At 38.4% G+C, this 16,694-nt stretch carries 17 protein-coding genes; 12 read left to right on the plus strand and 5 right to left on the minus strand.

Going from position 1 to position 16,694, the window contains the following annotated elements:
• Nucleotides 1-187 precede the first annotated feature (187 nt).
• From tsaB to fadD, 6 genes are all read left to right on the plus strand, one after another.
• The gene (tsaB, locus tag ESZ26_RS06240; protein WP_146798895.1) at nt 188-889 is read left to right on the plus strand and encodes a tRNA (adenosine(37)-N6)-threonylcarbamoyltransferase complex dimerization subunit type 1 TsaB; all 702 of its coding nucleotides are present in this window, start codon (nt 188-190) and stop codon (nt 887-889) included.
• A 66-nt stretch (nt 890-955) separates the two neighbouring features.
• A complete protein-coding gene (locus ESZ26_RS06245; RefSeq protein WP_146798896.1) occupies nt 956-1,426 on the plus strand; it encodes a hypothetical protein in 471 nt (156 codons plus the stop codon).
• Between the two features lie 60 nt (nt 1,427-1,486).
• Nucleotides 1,487-2,155, plus strand: coding sequence for a M50 family metallopeptidase (locus ESZ26_RS06250; RefSeq protein WP_146798897.1), 669 nt, complete (start codon nt 1,487-1,489; stop codon nt 2,153-2,155).
• Entirely contained in the window at nt 2,155-2,733 is a 579-nt protein-coding gene (locus ESZ26_RS06255; RefSeq protein ID WP_146798898.1) for a Slp family lipoprotein, read from the plus strand. Before ESZ26_RS06250 ends, ESZ26_RS06255 begins: the two co-directional genes overlap by 1 nt.
• A 4-nt stretch (nt 2,734-2,737) precedes the next feature.
• Complete coding sequence (locus tag ESZ26_RS06260; protein WP_146798899.1) at nt 2,738-3,610, plus strand: alpha/beta fold hydrolase; 873 nt, start codon at nt 2,738-2,740, stop codon at nt 3,608-3,610.
• Between the two features lie 238 nt (nt 3,611-3,848).
• On the plus strand, nt 3,849-5,513 hold the full coding sequence (gene fadD / locus ESZ26_RS06265; RefSeq protein ID WP_146798900.1) for a long-chain-fatty-acid--CoA ligase FadD: 1,665 nt from the start codon (nt 3,849-3,851) through the stop codon (nt 5,511-5,513).
• A 61-nt stretch (nt 5,514-5,574) separates the two neighbouring features.
• Here the strand turns inward: fadD and ESZ26_RS06270 are convergent, their stop codons facing one another.
• Nucleotides 5,575-6,321, minus strand: a complete 747-nt coding sequence (locus tag ESZ26_RS06270; protein WP_146798901.1) for a YciK family oxidoreductase — start codon at nt 6,319-6,321, stop codon at nt 5,575-5,577.
• A 270-nt stretch (nt 6,322-6,591) separates the two neighbouring features.
• On the opposite strand from ESZ26_RS06270, the gene ESZ26_RS06275 reads away from it, so the two are divergent.
• Nucleotides 6,592-8,997 (plus strand): VolA/Pla-1 family phospholipase, encoded by a 2,406-nt coding sequence (locus ESZ26_RS06275; RefSeq protein WP_146798902.1) that lies wholly within the window; start codon nt 6,592-6,594, stop codon nt 8,995-8,997.
• A 179-nt stretch (nt 8,998-9,176) separates the two neighbouring features.
• The gene (gene sohB / locus ESZ26_RS06280; RefSeq protein WP_146798903.1) at nt 9,177-10,238 is read left to right on the plus strand and encodes a protease SohB; all 1,062 of its coding nucleotides are present in this window, start codon (nt 9,177-9,179) and stop codon (nt 10,236-10,238) included.
• A 179-nt stretch (nt 10,239-10,417) separates the two neighbouring features.
• Here sohB and ESZ26_RS06285 read toward each other — a convergent pair whose 3' ends face one another.
• Nucleotides 10,418-10,687 carry a hypothetical protein gene (locus tag ESZ26_RS06285; RefSeq protein ID WP_146798904.1) on the minus strand — a complete coding sequence of 90 codons (270 nt, stop codon included), beginning with the start codon at nt 10,685-10,687 and terminating at the stop codon, nt 10,418-10,420.
• A gap of 297 nt (nt 10,688-10,984) precedes the next feature.
• Here ESZ26_RS06285 and ESZ26_RS06290 point away from each other — a divergent pair, with 297 nt between their 5' ends.
• From ESZ26_RS06290 to rlmM, 4 genes are read left to right on the plus strand one after another with little or no spacing between them, the layout of a single operon-like run.
• Nucleotides 10,985-11,893, plus strand: coding sequence for a transcriptional regulator GcvA (locus ESZ26_RS06290; RefSeq protein WP_146798905.1), 909 nt, complete (start codon nt 10,985-10,987; stop codon nt 11,891-11,893).
• Complete coding sequence (locus tag ESZ26_RS06295; protein WP_146798906.1) at nt 11,883-12,551, plus strand: alpha/beta family hydrolase; 669 nt, start codon at nt 11,883-11,885, stop codon at nt 12,549-12,551. Before ESZ26_RS06290 ends, ESZ26_RS06295 begins: the two co-directional genes overlap by 11 nt.
• Complete coding sequence (locus ESZ26_RS06300) at nt 12,541-12,993, plus strand: DUF423 domain-containing protein (protein WP_223271571.1); 453 nt, start codon at nt 12,541-12,543, stop codon at nt 12,991-12,993. The genes ESZ26_RS06295 and ESZ26_RS06300 overlap by 11 nt, the downstream gene beginning before the upstream one ends.
• Before the next feature lie 11 nt (nt 12,994-13,004).
• Nucleotides 13,005-14,093, plus strand: coding sequence for a 23S rRNA (cytidine(2498)-2'-O)-methyltransferase RlmM (gene rlmM / locus ESZ26_RS06305; protein WP_146798908.1), 1,089 nt, complete (start codon nt 13,005-13,007; stop codon nt 14,091-14,093).
• Nucleotides 14,094-14,180: 87 nt separating this feature from the next.
• Here the strand turns inward: rlmM and ESZ26_RS06310 are convergent, their stop codons facing one another.
• The 3 genes from ESZ26_RS06310 to xni all read right to left on the minus strand — a co-directional run bounded on the left by ESZ26_RS06310 (nt 14,181) and on the right by xni (nt 16,688).
• The gene (locus ESZ26_RS06310; RefSeq protein WP_146798909.1) at nt 14,181-15,194 is read right to left on the minus strand and encodes an isocitrate dehydrogenase; all 1,014 of its coding nucleotides are present in this window, start codon (nt 15,192-15,194) and stop codon (nt 14,181-14,183) included.
• A 203-nt stretch (nt 15,195-15,397) separates the two neighbouring features.
• A complete protein-coding gene (locus ESZ26_RS06315; RefSeq protein WP_146798910.1) occupies nt 15,398-15,775 on the minus strand; it encodes a DUF3192 domain-containing protein in 378 nt (125 codons plus the stop codon).
• A 112-nt stretch (nt 15,776-15,887) separates the two neighbouring features.
• Nucleotides 15,888-16,688 (minus strand): flap endonuclease Xni, encoded by an 801-nt coding sequence (gene xni, locus ESZ26_RS06320; protein WP_146798911.1) that lies wholly within the window; start codon nt 16,686-16,688, stop codon nt 15,888-15,890.
• Between the last annotated feature and the right edge of the window lie 6 nt (nt 16,689-16,694).

Consider the following 16,694-nt stretch of genomic DNA (forward strand, 5'->3'; position numbering starts at 1 on the left):
TTAATTTAAAAAGCAATAACGATAAATCTTAGAGAGTAATTTTAATTTTTTGGCAATAGGTGCTTCAACGTAAGCATGTTCAGTGGCAGTAACATTTAATGACCAAGCGATCAGTGAATTTCTTAATTCATTATCAAAGTAATGGTTAGTTTAAAAAGCAATAACGATAAATCTTAGAGAGAATAATTTGAATTTTTTGGCAATAGACGCTTCAACGGAAGCATGTTCAGTGGCATTAACCTTTAATAACCAAACGATCAGTGAATTTGAGCTAGCACCACAATCACATAGCTTACTGTTACTGCCAATGATTGACCGCTTACTTAAACAAGCCAATATAAAGTTAACACAATTAGATGGACTTATTTTTGGACAAGGGCCGGGCAGTTTTACCGGTGTTCGAATTGGTGTTGGCGTTGCGCAAGGCTTAGCTTTTGCCGCTGATTTAAAAGTTGTTGGCGTATCAACACTGCAAGCTATGGCTCAACAAGCTTATAGTAGACATCAGCAAGTTGAGGTTATTGCGACGATTGATGCACGTATGTCAGAAGTCTATGCGGGCTATTATCAATTAAATGAGCAAGGTATTATGGAAGCCGCGCTGCAAGATACTGTATTAGCGCCTGAAAAATTAGCTAAGTATTTGAGTGAATATTTAACTGAAAATCAGCAAGTTTATGGTGTAGGGACCGGTTGGGATGCTTATAAAGGTGAACTAGAGCCCTTAAAGATTAATGCTGGAACACCAGAAATACTTTTTCCTAACGCTGAAGACCTATTAGAAATTGGTCAATATTATTTTGCTAAAGGCAAGGCTGTTAGTGCTGAAAATGCTCAACCGGTTTATGTGCGTGATACCGTTTCATGGAAAAAGCTGCCGGGTAGGTAACAGACTTTATTTAAGGGAAAACATAAAAAGTTTTGTAATTTGGCAAAACTTTGGTAAATTTACAGTATGCAAATAAATAGTACGAATTCGTATACGCCCCAATCAAGTGGATCTTTTCCGGTTGATAATCAAAATCAGGTTGCTGAGCAACGTGATCGTTTTCGTGTCCAACAAACACAGCAAAGTACTGAGCAAACCGAAAAAACGAACAAAGACAGCGCGCAACAAACTCAACAGCAAGCGAGTCAAGTTGCACGTTTTGATATCGATGAGCAAGCACTTGCTTTAGTCGAACAAGCTCAATTTGAAAATCAACAAGCACAACTCAATCCAAGTTCATCAGAAACAGTTACAGCAAGTAATGTCTCTTTTTCAAGCCAGAGTAACCAGCAAACTGCTAATAAAAGTGGCAGCCAAGCGAATTATGATAGCCCGTCAAAGCAAAACCAAACCGCCATTGCAGCATATTCATCGGTAGACAATATCGCCCAACGTGAAAATATTCAGCAGGTATTTGGTATCGACTTACTTGTCTAATTAGCGCTCGTCTTTTTTTGTCCTTTGCCATTCCTCTTTTATCATAATGAAAAATAACCTATGAATAGTCAACCTGTGTCCTTTTCGAGAAAATATCACTTTTGGTTAATATTGTTTACCGCATTAATTGTTAGTCAAATTCCTATTATTTCGATACCTTTTAAATGGCTTGAAAGTTATTTTCATGAAATCAGTCATGGTTTAGCGGCGCTATTGACCGGTGGTTCTATTGTGCAAATTCAATTATTTTCTAACGGGGCAGGGTTATGTACAACTCGCGGTGGAATAAGTTTTTTGATTAGTTTTATGGGCTATGCTGGCGCGGCATTATGGGGAATGGGTATTTATTTTATCGCGAGTATGCATCAACGAATAGCACAAATATTGAGTGGTATTATCGCATTACTATTACTGACGACTTTAATTTTCTGGGCGAGAGATATTTTAACGCTGATTATTATCAGTGTTTTGTTAGCGCTCGTTTTATTAAAATTTAAATACAGAAAATTAAGTTACTTACAGATAAGTTTGCAAATAACAGGGGCGATTATTTTACTCAATAGTGTAAAGAGCCCTTGGTACTTGGTTGATGGACGAAATTTTGGCGATGGTGCAGCATTAGCACAACTCACTGGCATACCTGAATTTTTATGGGTTGTTGTATGGTTTAGCATCGGTGTTGGTGGTATTGTTTGGTTAGCAAGGATATCTAAAAAAGGTAAAGTGTGATGAAAAAACTTAATGTGATTTTAATGCTACCCTTATGGGTAAGTGCCATTTTTATAAGTGGCTGTTCAGCAGTTCCCAAAGCATTGCAGGTCGCTGAAAACGCGACATTGACCAATTTTTTAGTTGTTCGAGATAATGCCAATAGTGAACTGGGAAATCTAGCTCGCTGGGGTGGGGTTATTGCAAAAGTGACTAATAATGCTGATAACAGTATGTTAGAAATTGTGCACTTTCCGTTAAAATCATCAGCGATGCCCAAGCAAGGTAATGAAACGCTGGGACGATTTCGTGTTTATTTCTCTGGCCTACTTGACCCCATTATTTATAAAGAAGGTCGCAGCATAACCGCACTAGGAACTGTTGCTACCTCAGAAGAAGGGAAAATTGGTGAGCACGCATATAATTATCCGGTACTAAAAGCGTCGCATATACACTTATGGAAAGATGAAAAACAAGTCGATGTGCGTGTTATCCATAATCCTTTTTGGTCGTCTCCTTCTTTCTGGCAGCCTCGTTACTCTTATTACCCGAGAAGAGTTGTAGTAAGAAAAGCACCAGCGCCAGTTAAAAAGAAGTAGTCACTTGCCTATAGTAGATAACGTTGAAGAGGTCAGCTTTAACTTAGGTGACCTTACCCTAACTGGTTTAGCTTGTGGCGATAAGAACGACGAGCTAGTTTTGTGTTTACATGGTTGGTTAGATAACGCGGCTAGTTTTTTACCTATGCTACCTTACTTTAAAGGTAAGCGTGTTATCGCTATAGATTGGCCTGGGCATGGTTTGTCGTCGCACAGGAGTACGGATGCCCATTATCATTTTATCGATTACGTTTATGATTTGTTATTGCTGTGGGAAATAAACAACTGGCAAAAAGTTGATATAGTTGCTCATTCAATGGGCGGAATGATTTCATCGGCATTTTCAGCCGCTTTTCCCGAGAAAGTTAAGTCATTAACCTTACTTGATTCAATTGGTTTTATCAGTGGTGAAGCCGAAGAAGCGACCGAAAATTTACGTAAGGGGATGCTAAGTCGGTTAAAGTGCAATCGACAAATTTCACCCTCTGCGAAAAAGAAAAAACTTCACCCAAGTGTAGATTCTGCAATTAACGCTAGAGTGCAAGTCTCTGATTTAAAATTTCAACAGGCAAAGTTGCTGGTTGAGCGGGGGATTATTGAAGATGATAGCGGTTTTATTTGGCGAACTGACAGTCGTTTGAGAAATACATCTCCGTATCGGCTGACGTTAGCACAAGCAAAGCAGTTTATCGAAGATATTACTATTCCTGTGCAATTAATTTATGGTGACAAAGGTTTGTCATTTGTGCAAAGTGGTTTGAAAGAATTTGGTCCCTTGTTTGATAACTTTATCAGTTATAAATTAATAGGAGGACATCACTTCCATATGGAAGCGCCTGAACTGACCAGTAGACAAATTTTAGAGTTTATTGGCTGATTTTTTCTAAATGTTACCGTTTATAAAGAGAAAATTGTAAACGTGGCTAAAATTTATAGACATCAGACCAGTAATCACGTAAAAAGAAAATTCAAACATCCGTTTTAATAAATAAAAATTCATTCATATAGAATAAAATGACGATATCGATTAAAAAATAATACGTAAAATATAAAAATATTAATCGAATAAAACCAATAATCGTCTAAAGTTAAGCTATTATTAGAGGAGTCGCAAAGTGCAACAAACGCAAAAGATTTGGCTTGAAAAAAGTTATCCACCCGGTGTCCCATTTGAAATCGATGCAGATAAATACTCCTCGTTATCTGATATGTTCAATAAATACGTTGATATTTATGCCGAACGTACTGCCTTTATCAATATGGGCGCAGAAATAAATTATCGAGATCTAGAGATACAATCAAAAGCGTTTGCAGCTTATCTACAAGATGATTTAGGTTTAGTTAAAGGCGATAAATTTGCCATTATGGTGCCAAACTGTTTGCAGTATCCTATTGCATTGTTTGGTGCTTTGCTTGCTGGTTTGACCGTTGTTAATGTTAATCCGCTTTACACGGCCCGAGAACTTGAGCATCAATTAAAAGATTCTGGCACTAAAGCGATGTTAATCATTGAAAATTTCGCTAGTACCTTAGAGAAAGTCATAGATAATACCTCGGTTGAGCATGTCATTCTTACTTCATTAGGGGACCGATTGGGTACCGTAAAAGGTGCGCTCGTTAATTGTGTGGTCAAATATGTCAAAAAAATGGTACCGGCTTTCAAATTATCAAACACCATTAGATTTAATAAAGTCGTTTCTCAGGGAATGCTCAAAACTTACACGCCAGTAGAACTTTGTGGTGAAGATCTTGCTTTCTTACAATATACTGGTGGTACAACAGGTGTTTCAAAAGGGGCTATGCTGACTCATCGCAATATGATTGCGAATTTATTACAAGCAAAAGCCGCTATAAAACCTTTGATGGAAGATGGCAAAGAACTCGTCGTTACTGCACTACCGCTTTATCATATCTTTGCATTAACCGCTAACTGCCTAACCTTTTTAACCTTAGGTGGCACCAACTTATTGATCACCAACCCTCGTGATATGCCTGGTTTTGTAAAAGAGCTGGCCAAGTATCGTTTTACTGCAATTACCGGCGTTAATACTCTCTTCAATGGTTTGTTAAATACTCCTGGTTTTAAAGATCTTGATTTTAGTGCGTTAAAAATGTCGCTTGGTGGCGGTATGGCCGTGCAACGCTCTGTTGGCGAAGCATGGGAACGTGTTACCGGCACGCGTTTATTAGAGGGCTACGGCTTAACCGAATGTGCACCTTTAGTAACGTTATGTCCTTATGATCAAAAAAGTTACAGTGGTAATATTGGTTTGCCGGCGTCATCAACAGATATACGTATTATTAAAGATGATGGTAGTGATGCAGAAATTGGTGAACCAGGCGAAATGTGGGTAAAAGGTCCACAAGTAATGAAAGGCTATTATCAACGTGAGGAAGACACGGCTGAAATTCTTAAAGAAGGTTGGCTGGCGACAGGTGACGTAGCTTTTATGGATGATAACGGCTTCTTTAAAATCGTTGACCGTAAAAAAGATATGATCATCGTTTCAGGCTTCAATGTTTATCCTAATGAAATTGAAGAAGTGGTGATGATGCATGAGGGTGTGTTAGAAGTTGCTGCTATTGGCATAGATCATGACGCAACCGGTGAAGCGGTCAAGATATTTGTTGTGCTTAAAGATAAAAATTTAACGGAGAAAGATCTGATTAAACATTGTCGTGCCAACCTAACCAGCTATAAAGTGCCCAAGTATGTTGAGTTTCGAGATGATTTACCAAAAACCAACGTAGGTAAGATTTTGAGAAGAGAGTTACGATAATTCTTGATTGATCAAATATTAAAGGCTGTAAGTTAACTCTTACAGCCTTTTTTTTAGCTATTTATTTTGCTTTTTGTGCATTAACACGTTGGCCATTAACGGCCAGACTATCACTCGTCATTAAATACACATAGGCTGGCATTATATCTACCGGTTTTGCTGAATCATTTTCATGTTCTGCTGGGTAGGCAGTGTTACGCATATTAGTGCGTGTTGCGCCCGGGTTTATCGCATTAACACGTAAGCTAGTATTTTCGTACTCATCAGCAATAACTTGCATCAATCCTTCAGTCGCAAACTTTGAAACACTGTAAGCACCCCAATAAGCTTTACCACTATTACCAACACCAGAGGTAGTAAATACCAATGAAGCATTATCACTGAGTAGTAATGCAGGAATTAACGCTTGGGCCATTAGATGCTGAGCCGTAACATTAACTTGCATAACATCTTGCCAAATTTGTTGATGGATCTGCGTGTAAGGTGTCAACTCACCTAGTATTGATGCATTGAGTAACGCGCCATCAAGCTTACCAAACTGATTAACAATCGTTGCAGTCATATCTATGTAGTGCTGTTTGGTCGCACCCTTTAAATCAAGGGGGATGATAGCCGGTTCAGTGGAGCCTTGGGCGATGATTTCGTCGTAAACTGACTCTAATTTAGCCGTGGTTTTTCCTAATAAAATAACCGTAGCGCCTAATTCAGCATAGGTTAATGCGGCTTGGCGACCAATACCATCGCCTGCGCCGGTGACTAAAATTATTTTATTGGCTAAGGAATTTGCTGTTATTTGGTAATTAAACATAGTATCAATACAAATTATTTGAAGGTAAATAAGACAGTAATTCTACTACTTTGACCTATTGACTGACGAGTAATATTTAAAAGTTTTAGCTAAAATTACAGTTAAAGTTATAATAAAAGCAGAAACCGCTAGCACTTAGGCTATTCTTGCGGTAAGTTTAACTGGTCGAACAAGTTAGTTTTGTGAGCTGTGTTTCATGAAATTATAGATAAATAAAAAATAAAAGCATAAAAAGCTAAATAATATAAAGCTCGTCTGTGGGGAGATAAAATGAAAAAGCTCGTACTTAGTGTTGCTATTGCCAGTGTTCTTGGACTAACGGCATGTGATGATGAATCAATTAAAGATGTTCAAAAAGAAGTTGTTGAGAACGGCAGTGCCGTAACACCATCAGCTCGCGTTAAATTTAATCCAAGTGCTGGTGCTGCCGGACTTTCTATTCCAAACGATTTGATTTTTCAAGGTACCAAAGACGGTACTTTAGAGATCCCCGTTGCCGACCCTACTGATGGCTCAGATCCTTTTGTTGCTATTAGTGCGCTTGACGGTTGGTCTATTTCACAACCTTTTCCTCTTGGAATTGAATTTCCAGCGGGTACCTCTTTAGATGCCAGTAGTGCTTCTGAACCTGGATCGGTAAGAGTTTTTGAAACCGTGATGGGCGGTGACGCAAATGACGCTGATTGTACTGCTGTAGCACGCGGTCTCGCTTGTAAAGTTGTTAGTGAATTAGTGTTTATGCAAGACTTTGTTACTCAAAAGTCTGGCGATAATGTTTTGTTTATCCCAATTCAACCACTTAAGGCAGAAACAACTTATGTCATGGTGATGACCAATAACCTTCGTGACAACAACGGCAAAGCGGTTGCTGGTTCTACTACTTATGAATTAGCACGCCAAGATATAAAAACCTTACCTCTAGGTAATGCCTCACAACTAGGCTTACAAGCTGTTATCAATAGTTACGAAGCTGCTGTAGTAGCTGCTGGCGTTAATAGCGATACTATTATTTATAGTGCGGCTATGACGACGCAATCTACTACACGAGTATTAAGTACCGTGAAGTCTTTGATGGCTGCGAGCGTCCCTCAAATGGTTGCTAATGCTCAACAAGGAATTCCAGCAATTGGCGTAGCCGATACCGGTATTTCAGTGGCAACTGTATTAACGGGTTTAATTCCAGAAAGTTTAATTCCATTATATTCTGCAGCAAACTATATTCGTGGTTCAATCACGTTACCTTACTACTCAGGTGTACCATCTGCAGAAAACCCACTTGCTCCAGTAAATGACTGGTGGCGTGCTCGTTGTGATTCAGGTGCTACTCTTGCCGGTTTAGCCGCAGCTAATCCAGCAGCAATTCCTGAAGGTCCATTAGATCAAAATGATGGCTTCTGTATGAATTTTGGCTTACGTGATTTAAGTTCTGTTGTTGCTATAGATACTGAACGTAACTTAACTAAATTTAATCCGATCCCAGCAGCAAGCGCTATGATGCCAATTGATGTGCAAATGACTACGCCTGATTTAGCTTGGGCTAACCCAGTGCGTGCAAGCATGGATTTAGAGCCATTAGTAGAACCTGCTAACGGTTGGCCAGTAGCAATATTAGTGCATGGTATTACTTCAACTAAAGAGCAAATGTTGCCAATCACTGGCATATTATCTTTATTTGGCATAGCAACTGTTGCAATTGATCAGCCATTGCATGGTAGTCGTGGTTTTGATTTAGACGGTGACGGTACTGATGAAATCAATACCAGTACAGTGTCTACATTGCACTATGTTAATTTGGGTAGCATGCTGAGTATGCGTGATAATACTCGTCAAAGTACTGCTGATTTATTAGGTTTACGTTTAGGCATGAACTTTTTAGGCGGTGCTGACAGCGACGGTAACCCGATTAAAATTGATAGCAGTAAAGTACACCTTTTAGGACATTCATTAGGTGGTATATATGGTATGAATGCTGTTGGTTTAGCAAATACTGAACTAAATCCACAAATTGATGGATTATTCAAAATTGCTAGTACCTCTTTAGCTATGCCAGGTTTAATGTTAGCTAACTTTGGTTTAGACTCTCCAGCATTCGAAGGCTTGGCTAAATCTAATTTAACCATGCAGTTATCGCCTGACTTTGCCGCAGCAGTTGCAGCAACATTACCTGCTGATTATACTCAAGCCGAACTAAGTGCTTTCTATTTTGCTTTCTATGATGGTTTATCTGTTGAGCAAAAAGCAACACTAAATGCTGGTTTCGCGCAGTTTACGTTTGCCGCGCAAACCGTTACTGATTCTGGTGACCCTATTGCTTATGTACAGGCATTAGCAGCAACACAAACACCTACACACTTCATTGAAGTTGTTGGTGACGGCGCAGACAATCTTCCCGACCAAACAGTGACTAACAGAGCGCCGTTTACCCCTATGGGTGGCACTGAACCTGCTATTGCTTTATTAGGCTTAGAAGCTGTTAGTGAAACTACTGCTGGCTCTGGTGTGGTACGATTTGTTCATGGTCATCATAGTTCAATACTTGACCCTCGTGCTAATGCTGCTTCACCTGACGCTGCGTTAAGTGCTAGAGCAACACAAGAGATGCAATCGCAAGTAGCTATATTCTTTGCGACCATGGGGCAATTGATTCAAGTAACAGATACAGCTGTTGTTAAATAACTTTAGCCATAGTTGAAAAAACCCTCTTCGGAGGGTTTTTTATTGTCTTTTTTTCGCCTTTTTAACTTATTAACTTTATTTATTTGCAATATGCCCCATATAGCTAATAGATAATTTTATATATTAACTTCAAGTCAATAAACGACTAAGACATATGACGTTAATAACAGGAGAATGTATTGGAATTTTTGTATGAGTACGGGTTGTTTTTAGCGAAAGCGATCACCTTTGTTATTGCTATTGTCGCAATTGTCACGGTAATTGCTTCATCGGCAATGAAACCCGCCGGTAAAAAAGGTGAGTTAGAGCTTAATGACTTATCTGAAGAGTTTATTGATGTTGAAGAAGATATTATTCATTACCTCTTATCAAAAGAAGAATTAAAAGAAAAAGATAAAAAGGATAAGAAAGCAGCGAAAGATAAAGCCAAAGCTGATAAAAAAGCGGCAAAATTATCAGGTGATAATGAAGGCGCGATTGTTAAAGCTGAAGCCAAAATTTTTGTAGTTGATTTTAATGGCAGCATTGATGCACGAGAAGTGAGTGCACTGCGCGAAGAAATATCAGCAATACTTACAGTAGCTACCCCTGAAGATGAAGTTTTTTTACGTTTAGAAAGCGGCGGCGGTATGGTGCATGGTTATGGTTTAGCGGCTTCACAACTTGACAGGCTTCGTCAGCACAATATCCCGTTAACGGCTTCTGTTGATAAGGTTGCGGCAAGTGGTGGCTATATGATGGCATGTGTGGCTAATCATATTATCTCAGCACCGTTTGCGATTGTTGGCTCAATTGGCGTTATTGCGCAAGTACCTAACTTTCATAAACTGCTTAAGAAAAATGATATTGATTATGAGCAATTTACCGCTGGCGAATTTAAACGCACAGTGACCATGTTCGGTGAAAATACCGACAAAGGTCGTGAAAAGTTTTCTGAAGAATTAGAAGAAACTCATCTACTCTTTAAAGACTTTGTGCGTGAACGTCGCCCAAGCTTAGATATTGATAAAGTAGCGACTGGTGAACATTGGTTTGGCAGTACCGCCAAAGAGCTTGGTTTAGTTGATGAAATTCAAACGAGCGATGATTTCCTTCAGTCTCGCAGTAAGTCACACAAAATTATTGCTTTAAGATATGTCATGAAAAAAACCTTAGCTGAAAAGTTTTCAAAAGCAGCATCAATGTCTGTTGACTCTATCTTTAGTAAACTTTGGCAAAATAACCGCATATTTCCAAGTTAACTCATCAATATTGACTGAGTAAGATCTAAAAAAGGATGCTAATGGCATCCTTTTTTGTTTTCTATGTTTTACTCTATTATAAATTAAAGTACTACACGGTCTCACTTTATTCGAAGTTCTAGAGAAACGTCTGTTAAAGCTAAAATGCAGCGTAAAAATTTATAACAGTAATAAACAGCTTATTCAGCAACTAATCGTGACTTTGTCGAGCTTTGAGTGTGCTTCACCTTTAAAACGTTTACTTGCGTCTTTTGAACGTCAATAACCGCTTTAGCCAAGGTTATAGTGCTTGTATTCAATTTCATTGAATCAGCTATGCTTTGTTGAGCTGCTGCAGTAATTGAAAAGTTAGCGACTGTTTCTACTTTTACTAATTCGATAGCTTGAGCTTGTGCTACCATCATTGTTGTTACAAATGTTAATGTTGCGATTTTATTAAAAAATTTCATAGGGTCACCCTTAAATTAAACGTATTATCCGTATAGATGTCTTGGGACCTTTTCTTATTTAATTCTTGAATATGGGTTGGGAATCACACTCAATAGCTAGCCCAATATGTTTGGGATAAAGATGAAGTCCTTCATCTATGGAGTGGATTCTACGTTAACTCTGGTAACTTTTGAAATGACAATTTATAATGTTTATCATTAGAAAAACTAATGAATGATAGTTATTTATTATTGTTGCTTATTTATGCATTCATTTTGAATGTTATTATACAAAAAACTTATACTAAAAGGTGAATCGTGTCTAACAGGCTCCCGCCACTTAACGCTTTGAGGGCATTCGAAGCATCAGCAAGACAATTGAGTTTTACCCGTGCTGCTGAAGAATTATTCGTCACTCAGGCGGCTATTAGTCATCAAATAAAATCATTGGAAGATTTTTTAGGCATAAAGTTATTTATGCGTAAAAATCGCGCTTTGTTACTTTCCGAAGAAGGTCAAGCCTACTACCTTGATATTAAAGATGTCTTTAATGCCATTAACGAAGCCACCGAACGTTTGTTCGCCCGTGGTGAGAAAGGAGCGATAACGGTTAGTACACAACCAAGCTTTGCTATTCAGTGGTTGGTACCAAGATTAAATGCTTTTTATGCTTTGCATCCCGACATTGATGTTCGAATTAAAGCGGTTGATCAACCGGAGAATTCGTTGACGGGTGATGTTGACGTAGCCATTTATTTTGGCCGTGGTCATTGGGCCGACATCGATGCCGAACAGTTACAAAAAGAGTACCTTATACCCGTTTGTTCACCTTTACTGTTACAAGGTAAAAAACCACTCGATAAAGTCGAAGATCTGATCAACCATACTTTATTGCATGATACTTCTCGACGCGATTGGAAACGATGGTTTAAACAAGTGAACGTGAAAGCCACTAATGTTAATCATGGGCCAATATTTAGTCATTCAGCTATGGTTGTTCAAGCCGCATTACATGGCCAAGGTGTCGCCTTAGCGCATAGTTTTCTGGCGAAACCTGATATTGATGCAGGCAGACTTATATGCCCCTTTGAAGATGTTTTAGAAAGTAAAAATGCCTATTATGTGGTGTGTCGAGATCGCCAAGTTGATTTAGGTAAAATAGCAGCATTTCGCGAATGGGTGCTTGATACTGTAGCTCAAGACCAAGAAGAATTAAATGACCAATAAGAATATTAATCTCACCCCGAATATTTCAACTATTATGAGTCGTGTAGCAAAGCCTAAGGCTTTGGTTGTTTTTGCTCATGGCGCGGGTGCCGATAAAAGTCATGAGTTTATGGAACAAGTAAGTTGTGCTTTAAACCAAAAAAACATTAATGTATTAAGGTTTAACTTTTCATATATGGATGTTCGTTTGGCGCAAGGTAATCGCAGACCACCTGATAGAATGCCAAAGTTACTGGAATGTTTTGCAACGGTTATTGACGATTTAGATAACGATTTACCCGTTTTTCTTGCTGGTAAATCAATGGGTGGCCGTGTTGCCGCAACCTTAGCTGAAAATAAAATACTCAATGCTTTAGGGGTAATGTGTTTAGGTTATCCGTTTCACCCTCAGAAAAAGCCTGAAAAATTAAGGTTAGCGCCTTTGCAAGAAACCCAAAAGCCAATCTTAATTTTACAGGGCACTCGTGATGCTTTAGGTAGCCAAGAAGAAATTGTAGAATATGAACTTTCCGAGCATTGTCACTGTATATTTTTTACCGACGGAGATCATAATTTGAAACCACGCATAAAGTCAGGTTTTACTCATACTCAACACATACAATCGGCGGTTAATGAAATGGTGAAATTTATTGATGAGCATAATCCAGATGAAAAATAGTCATGTTTTTAGAAATTACTTAACGGCCATTATGATATTTATTGGTATCAGTGGCTGTTTTTCTGTATTATTCGGCGCTTGGTTTGCCCATGCTGGGGCAAACTTGCCAAATGAAGTGCAATCACGCCTTGCTAATGCATTGCAATATCAATTTTTTCATACTTTAGCACTACTTACCGTGGCAATTTGGTTGCAAGTTCTACCAGGTAAGCATCATGCTGTTAAGGTTATTAATCTTTTATATTTATCAGCAAGCTTTTTTATAGTCGGGATTTTATTTTTTAGTGGTGTTTTGTATATAAAAACATTTTTTGATTTTACCGTTATTGGAAAAATAGTTCCTTTTGGTGGTATATCATTTGCGCTGGGTTGGTTGTGTATCAGCTGGGCGGGAATTAATAGTACTCTGTGTACTTTAAGCACAGACCAAGATCGTTTGTAGGTAAATTAGTTATGACCTCTATTATATTATATTGTCGCCCAGGCTTTGAAAAAGAGTGTGGTGCAGAAATTCAAGAAAAAGCTGCGTGGAATGAAATATTTGGCTATTTACAGCTGACTAAAAACGAAGGTTTAGTCTATTTTCATCTAAACAACCCTAAAGACGGTGAAGTTTTAATGGAGACGATCCCATTGCGCCGCTTGATATTTGCTCGTGATTGGTTTGTTACCGTAACAGATAAAATTGAACTACCTGATTACAATCGTGTTGAAGCTATTACCGAAGTCTTAGGTACTGAATGGCAATATGCTGATTTACGGATGGAAATGCTTGACACAAACGAAGGTAAAGAACTTTCAAAGTTCTGTCGTAAGTTGTCTGTACCTTTACGCCAAGCTTTACGTAAGAATAAAATTCTTATGGAAAAAGGTGATAACGAGGGTGCTATCTTACACGGTCTTTTTCTAAGTGGTAAAGAAGCTATTTTTGGTTTTTCATTAGCCCATAATAGCTCTGTTTATACTATGGGTATTCCAAGGCTGAAGTTTCCAAGTGCTTCACCGAGCCGTTCAACATTAAAATTAGATGAAGCTTTTCTACACTTTGTTCCGCGTGATGAATGGGACGAACGTTTGACATCAGGCCTTAAAGCTGTTGATTTAGGTGCTGCACCGGGTGGTTGGACATATCAATTAGTGCGTCGCGGTATGATGGTGACAGCTATTGATAATGGCGCTATGGCTGAGTCATTGATGGATACCGGGCAAGTTAAACATCGCATGATGGATGGTTTTAAATATGTACCGATGAAGCAAAATGTTCATTGGCTAGTTTGTGACATGATTGAAAAACCTCAGCGTGTCGCTAAGCTCATGGCTGAATGGTTATTAAAAGGTTACTGTAAAGAAGCTATATTTAATTTAAAGTTGCCAATGAAAGGCCGCTTTCAGGAAGTCACTAATGACTTACAAATACTTAAAGATGCTTTTAGTGAGCATAAAGTGAAGTATGAACTCTATGCTAAGCACCTTTATTATGATCGTGAAGAAATAACCGTTCATGCAAGGTTATTATCTCCACCGCCAATGAAAGAAGAATAGCACGATGCTTCTTGCATAAAAAAACCGACATACCGTCGGTTTTTTAATATCTGTTATCAGCTGATATTATTAACAGCTTCTAGCCAGTTAGGCTTCTAAGCGCTCTAAAACTGCTTGGGTAAAATCAGTGGTACCGTGTGTACCGCCTAAATCACGCGTCGTTCTATCACCCGTAGCAATAACATCTGTAATTGCATCACGAATCTTACTGGCTTTATCACCCATATCTAAATATTCAAGCATTTGAATAGCTGCTAATATCACTGAGGTAGGGTTAGCTAAGTTTTTGCCTGCAATATCTGGTGCACTACCGTGGACGGCTTCAAAAATAGCGCAGTCGCCACCAATGTTAGCACCAGGAGCCATACCTAAACCGCCGACTAAACCTGCACACAAGTCAGATAAAATATCGCCAAATAAGTTTGTTGTTACAATGACATCGAATTGCTCTGGATTCATCACTAATTGCATACAACAATTATCAACGATCATTTCTGTCGATTCTATTTGCGGGTAGCGGGCGGCAACTTCACGGGCTACTTTTAAAAACAAGCCAGAAGTTGATTTCAAAATATTGGCTTTATGAACAGCTGTTACTTTTTTTCTACCTTCTTTGATGGCAGTTTCATAGGCAAAAGTCAGAATGCGTTCAGCACCTTCACGGGTGATTAAACTTTTTGCTTCAGCAACTTCGCCATCTTCAGACAATATTTGCCCTAAGCCTGAATACATACCTTCGGTGTTTTCACGTACCGTTATGATGTTTATGTCTTCGTAGCGGGCTTTAGTGCCTTTAAATGATATTACCGGGCGGACATTCGCGTAGAGTTGGAAATGCTTACGCAAGGTAACATTAATTGAAGTAAAACCTTCACCAACGGGCGTGGTAAGTGGACCTTTAAGTGCTATTTTATTTTTTTGAATAAGCGCTAAGGTACTTTCAGGAATTAAATCGCCGTGATTTTCAAGAGCAGTAAGACCGGCGTCTGCATATTCATATGCAAAATCACATCCGGCTTTGTCTAGTATTTTAATTGTAGCATCGATAATATCGGGACCAATGCCATCGCCAGGGATCACTGTTATGGTTTGTGTAGCCATTTTTCTGCCTTTCAAAAGAGTATGTCAAATTAGGAAACGGGTGCAGTTATAGCACGCGGTACTTGTGTAATCTACGATAAAACCTTTCAGACACTATACATCGATTGGTTTTATCTAATTTATCTTATAACAGCTAGTATAAAGGATCGTTTAACAAAACGTTATTAGACTTTTGTTTTATTAAAGCTGTTTTTAACGTGAGTTTATAATTGCTGAAACTGCTCATAAGCTGTGTTACCAATAGCGATAAGTGAGCCATCTTTAAACAAAAGTGCGGTACATTCGTCTTGTGTGGTAAATCCGTCAGATTTTACATGTTGAGTGCGATAGAACATCACTTGAAAACTGTGCTCATTAACTTTTTTAGCTTCTGTGATATCCGGGCTACCTAATTCTTTTATCGCTTGGTCAAAATCAAACTTTTCTAGGGTTAATTTTCCAATGTACTGTTTGTTATATGATTCACGATCACCCCATTCCATATCAGATGGACTGTCATCATAAAAGTTTACCACTAGTGCAACAAAAACACCGTAAATGGCTAATGCGATTAAGATACGAGAGACGACTTTTTTATTCATTTATTAAAAATTCCGTTAAATTATTGATCAGTATTAAAGATTAAGCTTAACAACCGCTAATTATTTTAATTAATTTATGCAAAGTTTAACACTGATATTATGTTTAGTAACACTAAGAAGAAAGACGAATATCTTTCAAATTAAACCCCAAAGGTATGTCTTTTTTTAGCGTGATAAGTTCTTGGCTGAGCGCTATTTGTTCTTTGTGCTCAGCAAGTTTATTGGCTAATGTTGCTTTAATATCGGTTGCTTCAAGTATACTTTTTAATGAGCCATATTGATTTAATAGCTGTGCAGCTGTGACTTGTCCTATCCCCGCTACACCAGGTATTTTATTGGTATTGTCACCCGTTAATGTCCATAGGTCCATTAATTGTTGTGGCTTAACATTGAATTTGCTTAGCACAAAGTTAGTATCAAGATGGCGACGATTAAAATGATCATAAACACCAATATGAGGACCCAGTAATGAGAGGAAGCCTTTATCTGTTGAAACTATCGTGACATTCTGATCTTTTAAGGCCATTTTTATGGCTAATGTCGCAATTATATCGTCAGCTTCATCTTCTTCCGGTATTAATGAGTCGACTTGTTGCTTCATTAACTCATCTTGAATATCAGGCAGGCAGGCAGCCAAATGCGCTGCCATTTTTTTTCTACCTTTTTTATAATCAGGAAAGAGTTCGTAACGCCAACAAGGTTTTTCGCTGTCAAATACCGCTAAAACATGGCTAGGTTGAAGATGCTCAAGTATTTTGGTTAACGCTTGTCCGCAAGCTTTCTGGGTATTAAACAGTACTTGTTTTTTGGTGTTTTCTGCAAGCTCGTTATTAAAAAGAAAAGGACGCTCTTGTACTGCGTATATTCTCCTAATTAAATTCAACGCATCAATTAATACAAGATGTGCGGACATTCATTT

The sequence above is a fragment of the Colwellia hornerae genome, from assembly GCF_007954355.1.
In the GTDB taxonomy this organism is placed as follows: Bacteria; Pseudomonadota; Gammaproteobacteria; order Enterobacterales; family Alteromonadaceae; genus Colwellia_A; species Colwellia_A hornerae.

Bases quoted from the DNA above. Each gene is read 5' to 3' on its own strand.
- ESZ26_RS06315 (WP_146798910.1), bottom strand. From the start codon at position 15,775: ATGAATAAAAAAGTCGTCTCTCGTATCTTAATCGCATTAGCCATTTAC.
- ESZ26_RS06310 (WP_146798909.1), bottom strand. From the start codon at position 15,194: ATGGCTACACAAACCATAACAGTGATCCCTGGCGATGGCATTGGTCCC.
- xni (WP_146798911.1), bottom strand. From the start codon at position 16,688: ATGTCCGCACATCTTGTATTAATTGATGCGTTGAATTTAATTAGGAGA.
- ESZ26_RS06275 (WP_146798902.1), top strand. From the start codon at position 6,592: ATGAAAAAGCTCGTACTTAGTGTTGCTATTGCCAGTGTTCTTGGACTA.
- ESZ26_RS06255 (WP_146798898.1), top strand. From the start codon at position 2,155: ATGAAAAAACTTAATGTGATTTTAATGCTACCCTTATGGGTAAGTGCC.
- ESZ26_RS06285 (WP_146798904.1), bottom strand. From the start codon at position 10,687: ATGAAATTTTTTAATAAAATCGCAACATTAACATTTGTAACAACAATG.
- ESZ26_RS06295 (WP_146798906.1), top strand. From the start codon at position 11,883: ATGACCAATAAGAATATTAATCTCACCCCGAATATTTCAACTATTATG.
- ESZ26_RS06300 (WP_223271571.1), top strand. From the start codon at position 12,541: ATGAAAAATAGTCATGTTTTTAGAAATTACTTAACGGCCATTATGATA.
- ESZ26_RS06245 (WP_146798896.1), top strand. From the start codon at position 956: ATGCAAATAAATAGTACGAATTCGTATACGCCCCAATCAAGTGGATCT.
- ESZ26_RS06270 (WP_146798901.1), bottom strand. From the start codon at position 6,321: ATGTTTAATTACCAAATAACAGCAAATTCCTTAGCCAATAAAATAATT.
- ESZ26_RS06250 (WP_146798897.1), top strand. From the start codon at position 1,487: ATGAATAGTCAACCTGTGTCCTTTTCGAGAAAATATCACTTTTGGTTA.
- rlmM (WP_146798908.1), top strand. From the start codon at position 13,005: ATGACCTCTATTATATTATATTGTCGCCCAGGCTTTGAAAAAGAGTGT.